Genomic DNA, 18767 nt, shown 5'->3' with positions numbered 1-18767 from the left:
GAGCCGGCTGCTCGGAGGAGCGTTTGCCAGCTGTATGGCCTGGACCTGGAAAATAAGTGAGAATGCGGGCCACTGGCGGCCAACAAACCGCGCCTATCATATCCAAGATTCGTCTTTAGCTTAAGGCCCAAGGTGCAAATGAAACGATCTGCTTTCTTTATTTCCGACGGGACAGGCATCACAGCCGAAACCCTGGGTCAAAGCCTCCTGGCGCAGTTCGAAAACATTACCTTCAGCAAATTCACGCGACCGTATATCGATAGCGTGGATAAAGCGCGGGCCATGGTACAACAAATCAACAAAGCCGCCGAAAATGACGGCTTCCGGCCGATTATTTTCGACACCATCGTCAACCAGGACATTCGTGAGATTCTCGCGACCTCAAATGGTTTCATGATCGACATTTTCTCGACGTTCCTGGCACCGCTTGAACAGGAATTGACCGAGCATTCTTCCTACACCGTCGGAAAATCCCATTCCATTGGCGCCAACACCAACTACATGGAGCGTATCGAGGCCGTGAACTTCGCCCTCGACAACGACGATGGTGCCCGCACGCACTATTACGACAAGGCCGATTTGATCCTGGTCGGCGTGTCGCGTTGCGGCAAAACCCCGACATGCCTGTACATGGCCATGCAATTCGGTATTCGCGCGGCCAACTACCCGCTGACCGAAGACGACATGGAGCGCCTGACACTGCCGAACGCCCTGCGCGCCCATCAACACAAGCTGTTCGGCCTGACCATCGACCCGGACCGCCTCACCGCGATCCGCAACGAGCGCAAGCCCAACAGCCGCTATTCGAGCTATGCCCAGTGCGAGTTCGAGGTGCGAGAAGTGGAAAACCTGTTCCGCCGCGAGAACATTGCGCACATCAACTCCACGCATTTTTCCGTCGAAGAAATCTCGGCGAAAATTCTCGTGGAGAAAGGTGTGGAGCGGCGGTTCAAGTAGTTCTGCGGCGCTTGATTGATCGCAATCGCTCCCACAGGGATCCTCAGTGGACACAATATTTGTGAACGACTGAGGCCCCTGTGGGAGCATGGCTTGCCCGCGATGAACGATTACTCGGTCTCGACCAACGCCCCCACCAACGCTTCAAACCCTCGCAACAACAATCGATCATCCCCCGCCGAGTTACACACACTCGCCCGAACACACTGCGCAACGGCGGCATGCCCAACCGCAAACGCCTCCGCGGTCGCCACCCGATAATTTTTCTCCTTGAGCTCCGCCGCAATCTGCGACGCCCGCCACGGTTCGGGCACTTCGATCCAGAAATGCGGACTGTGGGAATGAGTCTTGTACACCGCCCCTTCCAGCAACCCCGCCACCAATGATTTACGACGGCTGATCTCGGCAATTTGCTGCGCCAACAACTGCTCGGCCATGCCGTTTTCTATCCACAGGCTCGCCACTTCCAACGTCAACGGACTGGCCATCCAGCAGGTCCCGCGCACCGCGGCGCTCAAGCGTCCGATCAACGGCTGCGGCGCGTGCAGATAGCCAACCCGTAACCCCGCTGAAACAGCCTTGCTCAAACTGCCGATCAGCACCGAGCGCTCCGGGGCGAAATAGCTCAGCGGCAACGGTCGCTGTTGAGCCAATACCGCGTGGGCTTCGTCTTCGAAGATCAGCAGATTGTGCTGACGACAGACCTGTGCAATCGCCTCGCGTCGTGCGACGGACATCACCGCAGCCGTAGGATTCTGGATCGTCGGCGTGCAGTACAGCGCAGAAACCCGGTGCTGACGGCAAATGTCCTCCAGCGCTTGCGGCATCAGCCCTTCATCGTCCATCGCGATGCCGATGAGTTTGATCCCCAGCATCCGTGCAACACTGATCAACCCCGGATAAGTCAGGTGTTCCGTCACCAACGTATCACCGGATTTGAGCAGCGCCATCAGGGCACACAACAGACCGTGCTGGCCGCCATTCACGCAGACAATCTGATCCGCGTGCGGCGCAAACGCACCGTGCTGAAGCCAACGTGCACCCGCCTCGCGGTAGTGCTGCAAACCGACATCGGCGGTGTAGCCGCTGACGCGCTGCATCGCTGCAGAATCGAGCGACACGGCGTGCAGACTCTGGCTCAGAAACAGCGCCTCCTGCCCCGGAATCGGTTGATTGCGGCTCATGTCAAAAAACGGCTGCGGTTCGTCGCTGACATTGCGAAAGCCTGCGTCTCGCACACGCTCCATCCCTTGCTGACGCACATACGTCCCGTCACCGACGCGAGCGACTACCACACCGATTCGTTCGAGTTCGCCGTAAGCGCGACTGACGGTGCCGATGGTCACACCGACGCTATCGGCCAGCAGTCGATGGGGCGGCAATTTGCAGCCGGGTTCGATCAATCCGTCGACAATGCTTTTGTGCACGGCATCGGCAAGGCGCTTGTACTTCACGCCCACACCATTGGCCAGCCCGTCGCGCAGAATTGACACCATGGCAATACTTGTTTTGACAGTCATTGATGCCCCGAATAGCGTGCTGAAAACAGGTGCAATCATGGATAGACCGTTTACAGATGCAGGTCAATTGCGCCGACTCCGGGAGCTCGATCATGTCCGTCGCCATCAGCACGTCTTCAACCCCTGAAAAACCCTGGCTGGCCGCGCTCGTTACCAGTGTGTTGTTCCTGATCGTGTGCCTGAGTTGGGGCACGACCTGGCTGGGGATCAAGATTGCCGTTGAAACGGTGCCGCCATTGACCGCGGCCGGGTTGCGCTTCCTGATGGCCTTTCCACTGTTCCTGACCTTCGCGCTGTTGCGTCGTGAACCGCTGCGATTTCCGAAAAAAAGCCGCTGGTTTTTTGTGTTCGTCACGCTGTCGTACTTCAGCCTGCCGTACTACTTGCTCAACTACGGCGAGATGCACGTTTCGTCCGGGCTGACCGCCCTGCTGTTCAGTTGCATGCCCGTGTTCATCCTGGTGTTTTCGGCGTTGTTCCTGCGGGAAAAAATCTACCCTTCACAGGTACTCGGCATCGCCATTGGCTTCGGCAGTTTGTTCATGATTATTCGCAGCCAGGGCCTGCATCTGGACCATGCCGAATTGTTCGGAGTGTTGGCCATTCTCTGCGCCGCAGTGATGCATGCGTTGTGTTATGTGGTGACCAAAAAACACGGCACGGCGATCAGCGTGATCACCTACAACACCTTGCCTATCGGCATTGCCGGATTGATGTTGTTCGTCGCCGGACTGACGGTCGAAGCGCCGGTGTTTACGGCGATCAGCCTGCGTTCATGGAGTGCCCTGCTCTATCTCGGGCTGGTGGCCTCGGTGGGCGGTTTTATCGTTTATTTCCTGCTGCTCAAACGGCTTAGCCCGATCATTTTGTCGTTCGTGTTTATCATCTTTCCGGTGTTCGCCGTGATCATCGGCGCCTGGTACGAGGGGCAAACCTTGTCCCGGGAACTGATGATCTACTCGGCGATTTTGCTGACAGGGTTTGCGATCACCAAACTGCCTGTGGAAAAGTGGCTCAGATGACCAACAAATCCATGAAGCGGTTGACCGGCATGGCTTCGAGGGCAGTCTGATCCTTGCACAGCGTAACAATCTGCGCACTGCGCTGAGCGGTAAAACGCGTGGCCAGATTCGCTTTGAACTTGTCTTCCAGCAGCGGGATACCGTCGGCGCGACGACGGCGATGACCGATTGGATACTCCACCACCACGTTCTCGGTGCTGGAGCCGTCCTTGAAGAACACTTGCACCGCATTGGCAATGGAGCGTTTGTCGGCTTCCAGGTATTCACGGGTGAAGCGCGGGTCTTCGACGATGACCATTTTCTCGCGCAGCACATCGATGATCGGATGCGCAGCGTGGAAGTCGTCTTCGTAGTGCTCGGCCACCAGAGTGCCGAACGCCAACGGCACGGCGGTCATGTATTGGAGGCAGTGATCGCGGTCGGCGGCGTTGGCCAGCGGGCCGACTTTGGAAATGATGCGGATCGCCGACTCGTGGGTGGTGATGACGATGCGGTCTATCTCGTGCAGACGATTGCGAACCAGCGGGTGCAACGTCACGGCGGCTTCACAGGCGGTTTGCGCATGAAACTCCGCCGGGAAGCTGATTTTGAACAGCACGTTTTCCATCACATAACTGCCGTACGACCGCGAGAAACTGAAGGCTCGTTTGCCTTCAGGCTTGAGCGCCAGATCGTTGTTGGTGTGGCTGAACAAGACGTCGTAAAAGCCCCACTGTCTGGCCGTCAGCACACCGGGAATTCCCATCTCGCCACGCATCGCGATGCCTGCCAGCCGCACGCCACGACTGGTCGCATCGCCGGCCGCCCAGGATTTACGCGAGCCGGCATTTGGCGCATGCCGATAGGTGCGCAGCGCCTGACCGTCCGCGAACGCATGGGACAACGCCGACAACAATTGCTCGCGATTGGYGCCCATGAGTTTGGCGGTGACGGCAGTCGAGGCCACTTTCACCAGCACGACGTGATCGAGGCCTACGCGATTGAAGGAGTTTTCCAGGGCGATCACACCTTGAATTTCGTGGGCCATGATCATCGCTTCCAGCACCGTGCGAACAGTCAGCGGCGCCTCGCCATTGGCCAGACGTTTTTGCGAGAGGTGATCGGCCACCGCGAGAATCGCGCCAAGGTTGTCTGATGGATGCCCCCATTCGGCGGCGAGCCAGGTGTCGTTGTAATCGAGCCAGCGCACGGTGCAGCCGATGTCCCACGCGGCTTTGACCGGATCAAGACGATAGCTGGTGCCGGGCACGCGGGCACCGAACGGCACAACGGTGCCTTCGACGAGAGGCCCCAGGTGTTTGGTGCATTCGGGAAACCGCAGGGCCAGAAGACCGCAGCCGAGTGTGTCCATCAGGCAATTACGGGCGGTGTCGAGGGCTTCTTGGGATTCGATTTTGAAGGTAAGGACATAGTCGGCAATGTCCTGTAGGACACGGTCGTACTCGGGGCGGATGTTCTGGTCGACGTTGGCACTCATGTTCGATTCACTCTTGAAGTGGTTCGTTGATGGGACCTCGGTTCAGGGATCAGTCTCGGTTGGTGTAACCATTCTTGTTATTGAAATGCAATAACCTGTGGGAGCGGGCTTGCCCGCGATAGCGGTGTATCAGCCGACATCAATTTCGGATGTGCGGGCCTCATCGCGGGCAAGCCCGCTCCCACAGGGTTTAGCTTTTATCTCAGAACGAATCACCCGGTACACGGACGTAACCTTCCATCAACACCCGCGCACTGCGGCTCATGATGGCTTTTTTCACGACCCATTCACCGTTGACCAGACTGGCTTCGGCACCGACACGCAGCGTGCCCGACGGATGCCCGAAGCGCACCGCGTTGCGTTCGACACCGCCGGCGGCGAGGTTCACCAACGTGCCGGAAATCGCGGCCGCCGTGCCGATGGCCACCGCTGCGGTGCCCATCATCGCGTGGTGCAATTTGCCCATCGACAGCGCACGCACCAACAGGTCGACATCGCCCGCCGCAATCGCCTTGCCGCTGGACGAAACGTAGTCCGCCGGTTTGGCCACGAAAGCCACTTTCGGGGTGTGTTGACGCTTGGCCGCTTCGTCGATGTTCGAAATCAGGCCCATGCGCAATGCGCCATAAGCGCGGATGGTTTCGAACATCAGCAGCGCTTTCGGATCGCTGTTGATCGCGCCTTGCAACTCGGTGCCGGTGTAACCGATGTCCTGGGCATTGACGAAAATCGTCGGGATGCCGGCATTGATCATGGTCGCCTTGAAGGTGCCGACGCCGGGTACTTCGAGGTCATCCACCAGGTTGCCGGTAGGGAACATCGAACCGCCGCCGCCCTCTTCTTCCGCTGCCGGGTCCATGAATTCGACCTGCACTTCGGCGGCTGGAAAGGTCACACCATCGAGTTCGAAATCACCGGTTTCCTGCACTTCACCGTTGGTGATCGGCACATGGGCAATGATGGTCTTGCCAATGTTGGCCTGCCACACGCGAACCACGGCCACGCCGTTGTGCGGAATGCGGCTGGCTTCGACCAGTCCGTTACTGATGGCGAACGAACCGACCGCTGCCGTCAGGTTGCCGCAGTTGCCGCTCCAGTCGACGAAAGGCTTGTCGATGGACACCTGACCGAACAGGTAATCAACGTCGTGATCGGCCTTGAGGCTTTTCGACAGAATCACGGTTTTGCTGGTGCTGGACGTCGCACCGCCCATGCCGTCGATTTGCTTGTCGTACGGGTCGGGGCTGCCGATCACGCGCAGCAGTAAAGCATCGCGGGCCGGGCCTGGAACCTGTGCCGCTTCGGGCAGATCTTGCAGGCTGAAAAACACGCCTTTGCTGGTGCCGCCACGCATGTAGGTGGCAGGGATTTTGATCTGAGCTGCGTGAGCCATGTGCTCGTTACTCCTTACCTTGAAAACAGACACGGGACTTGAAGTCCCGTGTCTGTACAGCGTGTGTTAAACGGCGACTGCCGACTCTTCGAGGAAGTCCTGGGCAAAGCGTTGCAACACGCCGCCCGCTTCGTAGATCGACACTTCTTCGGCGGTGTCGAGGCGGCAGGTCACCGGCACATCGACGCGCTCGCCGTTCTTGCGATGGATCACCAACGTCAGCTCGGCACGCGGTGTGCGCTCGCCGATCACGTCGTAGGTTTCACTGCCGTCGATGGCCAGGGTGTGACGGTTGGTGCCGGCCTTGAACTCCAGCGGCAACACGCCCATGCCCACCAGGTTGGTGCGGTGAATGCGCTCGAAGCCTTCAGCGGCAATCGCTTCCACACCCGCCAGACGCACGCCCTTGGCTGCCCAGTCGCGGGACGAACCCTGACCGTAGTCAGCGCCGGCAATGATGATCAGCGGCTGCTTGCGTTCCATGTAGGTTTCAATCGCTTCCCACATGCGCATCACTTGGCCTTCCGGCTCGACGCGAGCCAGCGAACCCTGCTTGACCTTGCCGTTTTCCAGAACCATTTCGTTGAACAGTTTCGGGTTGGCGAATGTCGCGCGCTGCGCGGTCAGGTGGTCACCACGGTGAGTCGCGTAGGAGTTGAAGTCCTCTTCCGGCAGGCCCATTTTCGCCAGGTATTCGCCGGCGGCGCTGTCCAGCATGATCGCGTTGGACGGCGACAGGTGATCGGTGGTGATGTTGTCCGGCAGTACCGCCAGCGGGCGCATGCCCTTGAGCGGACGAGCGCCGGCCAGCGCGCCTTCCCAGTACGGCGGACGGCGGATGTAGGTGCTCATTTCGCGCCAGTCGTACAGCGGCGCGACTTTCGGGCCAGTGTCTTCGTGGATGGCGAACATCGGAATATAGACCTGGCGGAACTGCTCCGGCTTCACCGATGCCTTGACCACGGCGTCGATTTCTTCGTCGCTCGGCCAGATGTCCTTCAGGCGGATTTCCTTGCCATCGACCACGGCCAGCACATCTTTTTCGATGTCGAAACGGATGGTCCCGGCAATGGCGTAAGCGACCACCAATGGCGGCGAAGCAAGGAACGCTTGCTTGGCGTACGGGTGAATCCGGCCGTCGAAGTTACGGTTACCGGAGAGCACCGCCGTGGCGTACAGATCGCGGTCGATGATTTCTTGCTGGATCACCGGATCGAGTGCGCCGGACATGCCGTTGCAGGTGGTGCAAGCGAAGGCGACGACACCGAAACCGAGCTTGTCCAACTCATCGGTCAGGCCGGCTTCATCCAGATACAGGGCGACGGTTTTCGAACCCGGGGCCAGGGACGACTTGACCCATGGCTTGCGGGTCAGACCGAGCTTGTTGGCGTTACGCGCCAGCAGGCCGGCAGCGATCACGTTGCGCGGGTTACTGGTGTTGGTGCAGCTGGTGATGGCGGCGATGATGACGGCGCCATCGGGCATTTGACCCGGTACATCGTCCCATTGGCCGGAGATGCCTTTGGCGGCCAGATCCGAAACCGCCACACGGGCGTGCGGGTTGCTCGGGCCAGCCATGTTGCGCACGACCGTCGACAGGTCGAAGGTCAAGCCGCGCTCGTATTGCGCGCCTTTCAGGCTGTCGGCCCACAAGCCAGTGGTCTTGGCGTAATGCTCGACCAACTGCACCTGATCGTCTTCACGGCCGGTGAGTTTGAGGTAGTCGATGGTTTGCTGGTCGATGTAGAACATCGCAGCCGTGGCGCCGTATTCCGGGGCCATGTTGGAAATGGTTGCGCGGTCGCCGAGGGTCAGCGCGGCGGCGCCTTCACCGAAGAACTCCAGCCATGCGCCAACGACTTTTTGCTTGCGCAGGAACTCGGTCAACGCCAGCACCATGTCGGTGGCGGTGATGCCCAGTTGCAGCTTGCCGGTCAATTCAACGCCGACGCTTTCCGGCAGACGCATCCAGGAAGCACGACCGAGCATGACGCTCTCGGCTTCCAGGCCACCCACACCGATGGCGATCACACCCAGCGCATCGACGTGCGGGGTGTGGCTGTCGGTGCCGACGCACGTGTCGGGGAACGCTACGCCGTCACGTACCTGGATCACCGGAGACATTTTCTCCAGGTTGATCTGGTGCATGATGCCGTTGCCTGGCGGGATCACGTCGACGTTCTTGAACGCCTTTTTGGTCCAGTTGATGAAGTGGAAACGGTCTTCGTTGCGACGGTCTTCGATGGCGCGGTTCTTCTCGAACGCCTCCGGATCGAAGCCACCGCGCTCGACGGCCAGGGAGTGGTCGACGATCAATTGAGTCGGCACCACCGGGTTTACTTGCGCAGGATCGCCGCCTTGCAGGGCGATGGCGTCACGCAGGCCGGCGAGGTCGACCAGTGCGGTCTGGCCGAGAATGTCGTGGCACACCACACGGGCCGGGAACCACGGGAAATCGAGGTCGCGCTTGCGTTCGATGAATTGCTTCAGGGAATCGGTGAGCGTGGCCGGGTCGCAGCGACGCACCAGGTTTTCCGCCAGCACGCGGGAGGTGTACGGCAGGGTGTCGTAGGCGCCGGGCTGGATGGCCTCGACCGCCGCGCGGACGTCGAAATAATCCAGATGGCTGCCGGGAAGCGTTTTACGGAATTGTGTGTTCATCGTCAGGACTCGGGTCACGGTAGTTACAAAGGGTGGGGCCTGGCATTGCATTGAAACCGATCCCCTGTAGGAGCCGAGCTTGCTCGCGATGGCGGTGTATCAGACGACATCAATGTTGAATGTCAGTCCGTCATCGCGAGCAAGCTCGGCTCCTACAGGTTTGCGGTTAGCCGGCCTCCACCATTCAGCGTTGTTCGATTGGCACGAACTTGCGCTGCTCAACGCCGGTGTACTCGGCGCTTGGGCGGATGATGCGGTTGTTGGCGCGCTGTTCGTACACGTGTGCAGCCCAGCCTGTCAGGCGCGAGCAGACGAAAATCGGGGTGAACAACTTGGTCGGAATGCCCATGAAGTGGTACGCCGAGGCATGGTAGAAGTCGGCGTTCGGGAACAGTTTCTTTTGCTCCCACATGGTCTTGTCGATGGCTTCGGAAACCGGGAACAACACCTTGTCGCCCACTTCGTCCGCGAGTTTTTTCGACCAGCCCTTGATCACCTCGTTGCGCGGATCGTTGTCCTTATAGATCGCGTGACCGAAGCCCATGATCTTGTCCTTGCGCTCGAGCATGCCGAGGGTGCCTTCGATCGCCGCTTCCGGCGAGCTGAAGCGCTCGATCATTTCCATCGCCGCTTCGTTGGCGCCGCCGTGCAGTGGACCGCGCAGCGAACCGATTGCAGCAGTGATGCAGGAAAACAGGTCCGACAAGGTGGACGCGCAAACACGCGCAGTGAACGTCGAGGCGTTGAACTCGTGCTCTGCGTAGAGGATCAGCGAAACGTTCATCACCTTGACGTGCAACTCGCTCGGCTTCTTGCCGTGCAGCAGGTGCAGGAAGTGGCCGCCGATGGATTGCTCGTCGCTCACGCAGTCGATGCGCTTGCCTTCGTGGCTGAAGCGATACCAGTACGTCATGATCGCCGGGAACGCGGCCAGCAGACGGTCGGTTTTGTCGTGTTGCTCGGAGAAGTTGTTCTCCGGCTCCAGGTTGCCCAGGAACGAGCAGCCGGTACGCATCACGTCCATCGGGTGGGCGTCGGCGGGGATGCGTTCCAGTACTTCTTTCAAGGCTTGCGGCAGGTCCCGCAGCTTGCTCAGTTTGGCGACGTAGGCGGCCAGTTGCGCTTTGCTCGGCAGTTCGCCGTAGAGCAGCAGGTAAGCGACTTCTTCGAATTGCGCGTCCGCCGCCAACTCACGAACGTCATAGCCACGATAGGTCAAACCGGCGCCCGACTGGCCCACGGTGGACAGTGCGGTTTGCCCGGCAACCTGGCCACGGAGCCCGGCGCCACTGAGTACTTTTGCTTCGGCCATTGCTGTCTCCAGTATTTTTTGAATTTGTCAGGGAATCTGCAATTTCTTTCAGATTTACATCGCACATCCGTAGCAGCTGTCGAGCACCGCGAGGCAGCGTCCGGCTGCGAAGCAGTCGTAAATCCTCGCCTGATTTGGCGAGTCCTTCGGCCTCGAACGCAGCCTCGCGGGCTCGGCAGCTGCTACATGATTGCGTCCTTCATTACTTCTTCGCGGCGAACAACGCATCGAGCTTCTGCTCGAAGGTGTGGTAGTCGATGCGATCGTAAAGCTCCATGCGCGTCTGCATAGTGTCGATGACGTTCTGTTGCGTGCCGTCCCGGCGGATAGCGGTGTAGACGTTTTCCGCGGCTTTGTTCATCGCACGGAAGGCGGACAGCGGGTACAGCACCAGCGATACATCGGCACCGGCGAGTTGCTCGGTGGTGTACAGCGGTGTTGCACCGAATTCGGTGATGTTGGCCAGGATCGGGGCTTTCACACGACTGGCGAACAGCTTGTACATGTCCAGTTCGGTGATGGCTTCCGGGAAGATCATGTCGGCGCCGGCCTCGATGCACGCAGCCGCGCGATCCAGGGCAGACTCCAGGCCTTCGACGGCCAGGGCGTCGGTACGGGCCATGATCACGAAGCTGTCATCGGTACGCGCATCAACGGCAGCCTTGATGCGGTCGACCATTTCCTGCAACGACACGATTTCTTTATTTGGGCGGTGACCGCAGCGCTTGGCGCCGACCTGGTCTTCGATGTGAACGGCTGCGGCGCCGAACTTGATCATCGACTTCACGGTGCGGGCAACGTTGAACGCCGAAGAACCGAAACCGGTGTCCACATCCACCAGCAGCGGCAGGTCGCAAACGTCGGTGATGCGACGCACGTCGGTCAGCACGTCATCCAGGCCAGTGATGCCCAGGTCCGGTACGCCGAGGGAGCCGGCAGCCACCCCGCCACCCGACAGGTAGATCGCCTTGAAACCGGCGCGCTTGGCCAGCAACGCGTGGTTGGCGTTGATCGCGCCGACCACTTGCAATGGATGCTCGCTGGCGACCGCATCGCGGAAACGCTGGCCTGGAGTGCTCTTGTTCAAACTCATGACTCACCTCGTTTGGCTGTCGGGTTAGCGCCGTCCTGGTAATGACGGGCGATATTGCGTTTGGAGGCGCCGATGTGACGGCGCATCAACAACTCGGCCAGCTCACCGTCACGGTCGGCGATGGCATCGAGAATTCGGTGGTGCTCGGCAAACGCCTGATGTGGGCGATTGGGTACGGTGGAGAACTGGATGCGGTACATGCGCACCAATTGATAAAGCTCGCCACAGAGCATTTGGGTCAACGTGCGATTGCCGCTGCCCTGGATAATCCGGTAATGGAAGTCGAAATCGCCTTCCTGCTGGTAGTAGCCACGTCCGGCCTGAAACGCCTCATCGCGCTCATGGGTTTCGAGGACCCGACGCAGTTCGTCGATTTCTTCAAGGGTCATGCGCTCGGCAGCGAGACGGCAGGCCATGCCTTCAAGGGATTCGCGGATCTCGTAGAGCTCCAGCAGCTCGGCATGATTGAGCGAAACCACCCGTGCCCCGACGTGCGGCACACGCACCAGCAGGCGCTGGCCTTCCAGGCGATGGATCGCCTCACGCAGTGGCCCGCGGCTGATGCCGTAGGTACGCGCCAGCTCTGGCTCGGAGATCTTGCTGCCCGGGGCGATTTCACCCTTGACGATGGCCGCTTGAATACGCCGGAAGACGTTTTCGGAAAGCGTCTCCGAATCGTCTTGCGTTGTGAGCGGGGGATCCAGTTGATCCAGCATATTGTCGACACCTTGAAAGCTGATGCGGCAAAAACTAGCGAAAACCGGCCGCACAGTCAAAGGTTAATTGGATATTGTCGACAATCGTCTAATAACCTGCCGCACCATAACAAAGCAGCACTACCATTTATAGCCGCCTGCCAGCGCTGGCGCCATCAAGCCACCGTGCTAGAATGCCGCCCGCAATTGTTTGGGACATCTGCATTGATTGTCACAAATGGCTGATAGGCATACGAGGGAGCTTGCGCAGCGATGCCAGGGCCTTGAATCAAGTACGGACCGCTGCGCGCCAGGATTTATGAGACTCAAGCTTCTCCCTACATTCCTTTATCTACTGTGTCTGCCCGGTTTTGCCGCGGCGGCGGGGAAAACGGTGTACGGCCTCAACGAGTACGCCTCCCTGGATGGCATCAACCTTGAAGTCGCGGCCAAACTCGACACCGGGGCGAAAACCGCTTCATTGAGTGCGCGCGACATCAAACGCTTCAAACGCAATGGCGAATCCTGGGTGCGCTTCTATCTAGCCATCGACACCGCTCATTCGCACCCGATCGAACGGCCACTGGCCCGGGTCAGCAAGATCAAGCGCCGGGCCGGTGACTACGACCCGGAAGAAGGCAAGAAGTACACGGCCCGCCCGGTGATCGAGCTGGACATCTGCATGGGTTCGGCTTTACGCAGCATCGAAGTGAACCTGACCGACCGCAGCGCCTTCCAATACCCGCTGTTGATCGGCTCCGAAGCGCTCAAGCGCTTCGACGCGCTGGTTGACCCCAGTCTTAAATACGCTGCTGGCAAACCCGCCTGCGCCACCGACGCTCATACCGCAGAGTAATTCCAATGCGCTCTCTTACCCTCCATCTGAAACTGCTGATCACCATCCTGGTGGTGCTGGGCATTTCAGTTACGGCCTATCAGATCTTCGTGCTCGGGATTCCCGTGACCGAAGACGCCACCGACGACTTGTGGAACATCGACGCCAAGGTCGAGTTCGTCGCCAGTGCCAAGGATCCGGTCAAGATCCAGATGTTCGTACCGCCACTGAGCCGCGATTACGTCAGCCTCAACGAGAGCTTCATTTCCAATAACTACGGCGTCGCCGTGAACCGTGTCGACGGCAACCGCAAGGTCACCTGGTCGGCGCGTCGGGCCAAAGGCAATCAAACCCTTTATTACCGCCTGGTGCTGACCAAACGCTACACCGGCGAAAAATCCAAGATCAAAGGCCCGACCTTCCGCGACAGCATCGCCGTCGAAGGCCCGGAAAAAATCGCCGCAGAAGCCCTGCTCGCCCCTATTCGCCAGCACTCGGCCGACGTCGAAACCTTCATCGGTGAAGCCATCAAGCGGGTCAACAACGTCAACGACGACAATGTGAAGTTGCTGCTGGCCGGCGATCCTTCCTCCGCTCACAAAGCCAAAATCGTCGAACTGGTGCTGTCCATCGCCCACGTGCCGGTGGAAAAAGTCCACACCATTCGCCTGGTGGCCGACCAGCCGCAAATCCCTGAACTGTGGTTGCGCAGCTTCAATGGCACCGACTGGCTGTACTTCAACCCGGAAACCGGTGAACAAGGTCTGCCGACCGACCGCCTGCTGTGGTGGACGGGCGATGAAAACCTGATCACGGTCGATGGCGGCAAAAAAGCCAACGTGACCTTCAGCCTGAACAACAGCGAAATGAACGCCATTCGCCTGGCCAAGCTGACCGACGAAAACACCGACGCCAGTTTCCTTGAGTACTCGTTGTACGGCCTGCCGCTGCAAACCCAGCAGACGTTCATGATCATGGTGATGATCCCGATTGGCGTACTGGTGATTCTGATCCTGCGCAACCTGATCGGCATTCAGACGCTCGGCACCTTTACCCCGGTGCTGATCGCCCTCGCCTTCCGCGAAACCCAGCTCGGTTTCGGCATCATGCTGTTTACGATCATTACGGCGCTGGGGCTGTCGCTACGCTCCTACCTTGAACACCTGAAGCTGCAAATGCTGCCCAGACTCTCGGTGGTACTGACCTTCGTGGTGGTGTTGATTGCGGCCATCAGCCTGTTCAGCCACAAACTGGGCCTGGAGCGCGGGCTGTCGGTGGCGCTGTTCCCGATGGTGATTCTGACCATGACCATCGAACGCCTGTCGATTACCTGGGAAGAACGCGGCTCTGGGCACGCCATGAAAGTGGCCATCGGCACCCTGTTCGCAGCGTCCCTGGCGCACCTGATCATGACCGTGCCGGAGCTGGTTTACTTCGTGTTCACCTTCCCGGCGATCCTGTTGATCCTGGTGGGTTTCATGCTGGCGATGGGTCGCTATCGCGGCTACCGCTTGACCGAACTGGTGCGTTTCAAGGCTTTCCTGAAGAAGGCTGACGCCTGATGTTCGGCTTCTGGAAGACCTGGAAGGCCCTGGAAGCCCGGGGCATCATGGGGATCAATCGGCGTAACGCCGACTACGTGCTCAAGTACAACAAGCGCAGCCTGTACCCGATTGTCGATGACAAGATCATCACCAAGGAACGCGCCATCGCCGCCGGCATCCATGTGCCGGAACTGTATGGCGTTATTTCTACCGAGAAAGAAATCGACAACCTCGACGAGATCATCGGCGGGCGTACCGACTTCGTGATCAAACCGGCCCAGGGCGCGGGCGGTGACGGCATCATTGTGATTGTCGACCGTTTCGAAGGCCGCTACCGCACGGTGTCCGGCAAGATCATCAGCCATGAGGAGATCGAGCACCATATCTCCAGCATCCTGACCGGCCTGTATTCCCTGGGCGGTCACCGCGACCGTGCGCTGATCGAGTATCGGGTGATCCCGGACCAGATTTTCAAGAGCATCAGCTACGAAGGCGTGCCGGACATCCGCATCATCGTGTTGATGGGCTACCCGGTGATGGCCATGTTGCGCCTGCCGACCCGGCAATCCGGCGGCAAGGCCAACCTGCACCAGGGCGCCATCGGCGTCGGTGTCGACCTCGCGACCGGGGAGACACTGCGCGGCACCTGGCTGAACAACATCATTACCAAGCACCCGGACACCACCAACGCCGTCGATGGCGTGCAACTGCCCTACTGGGACGGTTTCATGAGACTCGCTGCCGGCTGTTATGAGCTATGCGGGCTGGGTTATATCGGGGTCGACATGGTCCTGGACCAGGAAAAAGGCCCGTTGATCCTTGAACTCAATGCCCGACCGGGCCTGAACATCCAGATCGCCAACGATTGCGGCCTGACATTGCGCACGCATGCGGTTGAAGCGCGACTGGAGGAGTTGAAGGCACGCGGGATCACCGAGACGGTTCGTGAGCGGGTGGAGTTTGTGCAGGAGATGTTTGGGCATATTCCGGCGGTTGAGGGCTGATTCGGGACCGAGTCGCCACCATCGCGAGCAAGCTCGGCTCCTGCAAGGATTGCGCAAATGATCGTTCCCACGCAGAGCGTGGGAACGATCATCCTGTAGGAGCCGAGCTTGCTCGCGATGGCTGATTTCCAGCCGCTACAGCACCCTATCCGTCCCCCAACCTGCCAATCCCCGACATCCCCTCTAGGAGCAAATCCTGCAGAGGACTACAATCGCCACCCCGCCTCGATGGCTGACCCGCCCCGCCCATGTTGACCTGTTCCGTACACCCGCTCCCCTATCGCGCCAATCCCGCCGAGTACTTCGCGGCGATTCGTCATGCCCCCGGCGCCGTACTGCTCGACAGTGGCCGGCCGAGTGCCGAGCGTGGCCGCTTTGATCTGCTCAGCGCCTGGCCGCTGGCGCAATTGGCCGTGCTGCCTGACGAAAGCGGCAACGACTTCCTGCAACGCCTGCGCGAGAATCTGGCGCAACTGGGCGAAGCGAATGTTCCGTTTGACCTGCCCTTCGCCGGCGGCCTGATCGGTTATCTGAGCTACGACTTCGGTCGGCACCTGGAACATCTGCCGAGTCAGGCACAAGACGATTTGCAATTGCCCGACGCGCGTTTCGGGCTGTACGACTGGGCCTTGATCAGCGATCACCACTTGAAGACCAGCCAACTGGTGTTTCATCCGTCGTTGATCGACAGCGAATGCCAGCGTCTGATCGCGCTGTTCAGCCAGCCGACGGCTGATGCCGTGGCCCCCTTCAAACTGAACGCGCCGATGAGTGCCGACCTCAGCGCTGACGAATACCGCCAGGCGCTGGAGCGTATCCAGCAATACATTCAGGCCGGTGATTGCTATCAGGTCAACTTCGCCCAGCGCTTTCGCGCACCCTGCGAGGGCGATTCATGGACCGCTTACTGCGCGCTGCGGGCGGCGTGCCCGACACCCTTTTCCGGTTTCCAGAGCCTGCCCGACGGCGGCGCGGTACTGAGCCTGTCACCGGAGCGCTTCGTCAAAGTCAGCCAACGCCATGTGGAAACCCGCCCCATCAAAGGCACCCGCCCTCGCGGCCTGACCGCCACCGAAGACGCAGCGAACGCCGCCGAATTGCTGGCCAGCCCCAAGGATCGCGCGGAAAACCTGATGATTGTCGACCTGCTGCGCAACGACCTCGGCCGCACCTGCCGCATTGGCTCGGTGCGCGTACCGGAATTGTTCAGCCTGGAAAGCTATCCGAACGTGCATCACCTGGTCAGCAGCGTGACCGGTGAACTGGCCGATGACCGCGATGCGCTGGACCTGATCGCTGGCAGCTTCCCCGGCGGCTCGATCACCGGTGCGCCGAAGATTCGTGCGATGCAGATCATTGATGAGCTGGAGCCGACCCGTCGCGGCTTGTACTGCGGCTCGTTGTTGTACCTGGATGTGCGCGGCGAGATGGACAGCTCCATCGCGATTCGCAGCCTGCTGGTCAAGGATGGACAGGTGTGTTGCTGGGGCGGCGGCGGGATCGTCGCCGATTCCGAGTGGCAGGCTGAGTACCAGGAGTCGATTACCAAGGTGAAGGTGCTGCTCGATACCCTGCAGAACCTTTAAAAGCATCGTCGGAACGCCGCCCGGACCAAGCCTTGCTCCTACGGGTTCTGAGTCGTTCCGACTTCCGGCGTACGACACAAAATCTGTAGGAGCAAGGCTTGCCCGCGATGGCGTCCTCGAAAACGATTACAAACTCAATGCCCGGTTCGAAGCCTTGATGAACTCCTGCTTCAAGTCCTCAAACGTATGCACCGCCGGGAACTGCGGGAACTCGCGGATCACATTGTCCGGCGCGTGGAACAGAATCCCGGCGTCCGCCTCACCCAGCATCGTGGTGTCGTTGTAGGAGTCGCCCGCCGCAATCACCCGGTAGTAAAGGCTCTTGAAGGCCAGGACCGACTGACGCTTGGGATCTTTCTGACGCAACTGATAGCTCGTCACCCGACCGGAATCGTCAGTAATCAAGCGATGGCAGAGCAGCGTCGGAAAGCCCAGTTGGCGCATCAGCGGCTGGGAAAACTCGTAGAACGTGTCCGACAGAATCACCACCTGAAAGCGCTCACGCAGCCAGTTGACGAACTCAATGGCGCCATCGAGCGGCTTCAGCGTGGCAATCACTTCCTGAATGTCGGTGAGTTTCAAACCGTGCTCGTCGAGGATGCGCAGGCGTTGCTTCATCAGCACGTCGTAATCGGGAATGTCCCGAGTGGTGGCCCGGAGCGATTCGATCCCGGTTTTTTCGGCGAAAGCGATCCAGATTTCCGGGACCAGTACACCTTCAAGATCCAGACAGGCAATTTCCACAAGACACTCCCATTTGTATTGATTATTGAGTCGAGCGAGCAAAAAGACTGCCGAACTCTAGCGATTCAAGCTGACGGGCGCAACGCAGAGGGCGCGCCAGTAGCCGCAGGATTTTGTTACCATCTGGTCCATATAGAGCGCCCAGCGCCACCGACCTGTAGGAAGCCGCCCTGATGAGCCCAACGTTCGACGTCGTGGAACTCGCCACGACCTATGCCAACAAATCCGCCCAGGACATCCTGAAACTCGCGTTCGCCGAGTTTGGCGATGACCTGTGGATATCTTTCAGCGGTGCCGAAGACGTGGTGCTGGTGGACATGGCCTGGAAACTGAACAAGAACGTCAAAGTGTTCAGTCTCGATACCGGCCGCTTGCACCCGGAAACCTACCGTTTCATCGATCAGGTGCGTGAGCACTACAAGATCGACATCGAATTGGTGTCGCCGGACTACACGAAACTTGAACCGTTCGTGAAGGAAAAAGGCCTGTTCAGTTTCTACAAGGATGGCCATGGCGAATGCTGCGGCATCCGCAAGATCGAACCGCTGCGCCGCAAGCTGTCCGGCGTAACCGCTTGGGCCACCGGTCAGCGCCGCGACCAAAGCCCAGGCACTCGCAGCGCCGTAGCGGTGCTGGAGATCGACACCGCGTTCTCGACACCCGAGCGCACCCTGTACAAATTCAACCCGTTGGCGCAGATGACCAGCGAGGAAATCTGGGGCTACATCCGCATGCTGGAGTTGCCGTACAACAGCCTGCATGAGCGCGGCTTCATCAGCATTGGCTGCGAACCGTGCACTCGCCCGGTGCTGCCGAACCAGCACGAACGCGAAGGTCGCTGGTGGTGGGAAGAAGCAACGCAGAAAGAATGCGGGCTGCATGCGGGGAATATCATCAGCAAATCCAAAGGCTGATTCCGCCTGA

The 18767-nt window shown here is 59.6% G+C and carries 15 protein-coding genes; 7 read left to right on the top strand and 8 right to left on the bottom strand.

Annotation, left to right across the window (positions count from 1 at the left end; all coding sequences use genetic code 11):
• Window positions 1-138 precede the first annotated feature (138 nt).
• On the top strand, window positions 139-957 hold the full coding sequence (gene ppsR / locus AC1D2P_RS17350) for a posphoenolpyruvate synthetase regulatory kinase/phosphorylase PpsR (protein WP_046027057.1): 819 nt from the start codon (window positions 139-141) through the stop codon (window positions 955-957).
• Window positions 958-1067: 110 nt separating this feature from the next.
• On the opposite strand, the gene AC1D2P_RS17345 is transcribed toward ppsR, so the two are convergent.
• Window positions 1068-2477: an aminotransferase-like domain-containing protein gene (locus tag AC1D2P_RS17345; RefSeq protein WP_223522476.1), complete on the bottom strand. Its 1410-nt coding sequence runs from the start codon at window positions 2475-2477 to the stop codon at window positions 1068-1070.
• A 137-nt stretch (window positions 2478-2614) separates the two neighbouring features.
• Here AC1D2P_RS17345 and AC1D2P_RS17340 point away from each other — a divergent pair, with 137 nt between their 5' ends.
• The gene (locus tag AC1D2P_RS17340; RefSeq protein ID WP_175649010.1) at window positions 2615-3499 is read left to right on the top strand and encodes a DMT family transporter; all 885 of its coding nucleotides are present in this window, start codon (window positions 2615-2617) and stop codon (window positions 3497-3499) included.
• Here the strand turns inward: AC1D2P_RS17340 and prpD are convergent.
• The 6 genes from prpD to AC1D2P_RS17310 all read right to left on the bottom strand — a co-directional run bounded on the left by prpD (window position 3492) and on the right by AC1D2P_RS17310 (window position 12148).
• A complete protein-coding gene (gene prpD, locus AC1D2P_RS17335; RefSeq protein WP_477811525.1) occupies window positions 3492-4976 on the bottom strand; it encodes a 2-methylcitrate dehydratase in 1485 nt (494 codons plus the stop codon). The two genes, AC1D2P_RS17340 and prpD, sit on opposite strands and share 8 nt — an antisense overlap.
• Before the next feature lie 202 nt (window positions 4977-5178).
• Entirely contained in the window at window positions 5179-6369 is a 1191-nt protein-coding gene (prpF, locus tag AC1D2P_RS17330) for a 2-methylaconitate cis-trans isomerase PrpF (RefSeq protein ID WP_046027061.1), read from the bottom strand.
• A 66-nt stretch (window positions 6370-6435) separates the two neighbouring features.
• Window positions 6436-9030 (bottom strand): Fe/S-dependent 2-methylisocitrate dehydratase AcnD, encoded by a 2595-nt coding sequence (gene acnD, locus AC1D2P_RS17325; RefSeq protein WP_477757645.1) that lies wholly within the window; start codon window positions 9028-9030, stop codon window positions 6436-6438.
• Between the two features lie 184 nt (window positions 9031-9214).
• Window positions 9215-10342: a bifunctional 2-methylcitrate synthase/citrate synthase gene (gene prpC / locus AC1D2P_RS17320; RefSeq protein ID WP_109785977.1), complete on the bottom strand. Its 1128-nt coding sequence runs from the start codon at window positions 10340-10342 to the stop codon at window positions 9215-9217.
• A gap of 202 nt (window positions 10343-10544) precedes the next feature.
• Window positions 10545-11435: a methylisocitrate lyase gene (gene prpB, locus AC1D2P_RS17315; protein ID WP_027922545.1), complete on the bottom strand. Its 891-nt coding sequence runs from the start codon at window positions 11433-11435 to the stop codon at window positions 10545-10547.
• Window positions 11432-12148 (bottom strand): GntR family transcriptional regulator, encoded by a 717-nt coding sequence (locus tag AC1D2P_RS17310; RefSeq protein ID WP_404942948.1) that lies wholly within the window; start codon window positions 12146-12148, stop codon window positions 11432-11434. The genes prpB and AC1D2P_RS17310 overlap by 4 nt, the downstream gene beginning before the upstream one ends.
• 301 nt (window positions 12149-12449) lie before the next feature.
• On the opposite strand from AC1D2P_RS17310, the gene rloA reads away from it, so the two are divergent.
• From rloA to pabB, 4 genes are all read left to right on the top strand, one after another.
• Window positions 12450-12986 (top strand): retropepsin-like aspartic peptidase RloA, encoded by a 537-nt coding sequence (rloA, locus tag AC1D2P_RS17305; protein WP_046027065.1) that lies wholly within the window; start codon window positions 12450-12452, stop codon window positions 12984-12986.
• Window positions 12987-12991: 5 nt separating this feature from the next.
• On the top strand, window positions 12992-14527 hold the full coding sequence (gene rloB / locus AC1D2P_RS17300; protein ID WP_109785979.1) for an osmotic stress tolerance membrane protein RloB: 1536 nt from the start codon (window positions 12992-12994) through the stop codon (window positions 14525-14527).
• A complete protein-coding gene (locus AC1D2P_RS17295; RefSeq protein ID WP_046027067.1) occupies window positions 14527-15513 on the top strand; it encodes an alpha-L-glutamate ligase-like protein in 987 nt (328 codons plus the stop codon). Before rloB ends, AC1D2P_RS17295 begins: the two co-directional genes overlap by 1 nt.
• Window positions 15514-15761: 248 nt before the next feature.
• On the top strand, window positions 15762-17099 hold the full coding sequence (gene pabB, locus AC1D2P_RS17290; RefSeq protein WP_046027068.1) for an aminodeoxychorismate synthase component I: 1338 nt from the start codon (window positions 15762-15764) through the stop codon (window positions 17097-17099).
• Between the two features lie 126 nt (window positions 17100-17225).
• Here the strand turns inward: pabB and thrH are convergent, their stop codons facing one another.
• Window positions 17226-17843: a bifunctional phosphoserine phosphatase/homoserine phosphotransferase ThrH gene (gene thrH / locus AC1D2P_RS17285; RefSeq protein ID WP_033055708.1), complete on the bottom strand. Its 618-nt coding sequence runs from the start codon at window positions 17841-17843 to the stop codon at window positions 17226-17228.
• A 173-nt stretch (window positions 17844-18016) separates the two neighbouring features.
• On the opposite strand from thrH, the gene AC1D2P_RS17280 reads away from it, so the two are divergent.
• Window positions 18017-18757, top strand: a complete 741-nt coding sequence (locus AC1D2P_RS17280; RefSeq protein WP_077430595.1) for a phosphoadenylyl-sulfate reductase — start codon at window positions 18017-18019, stop codon at window positions 18755-18757.
• The last annotated feature ends 10 nt before the right edge of the window (window positions 18758-18767 follow it).

The sequence above is a fragment of the Pseudomonas sp. P1_F1_2 genome, from assembly GCF_056405815.1.
The sequence above is the reverse complement of the archived record's forward strand: the minus strand, read 5'-3'. Positions and strand labels throughout refer to the sequence as shown.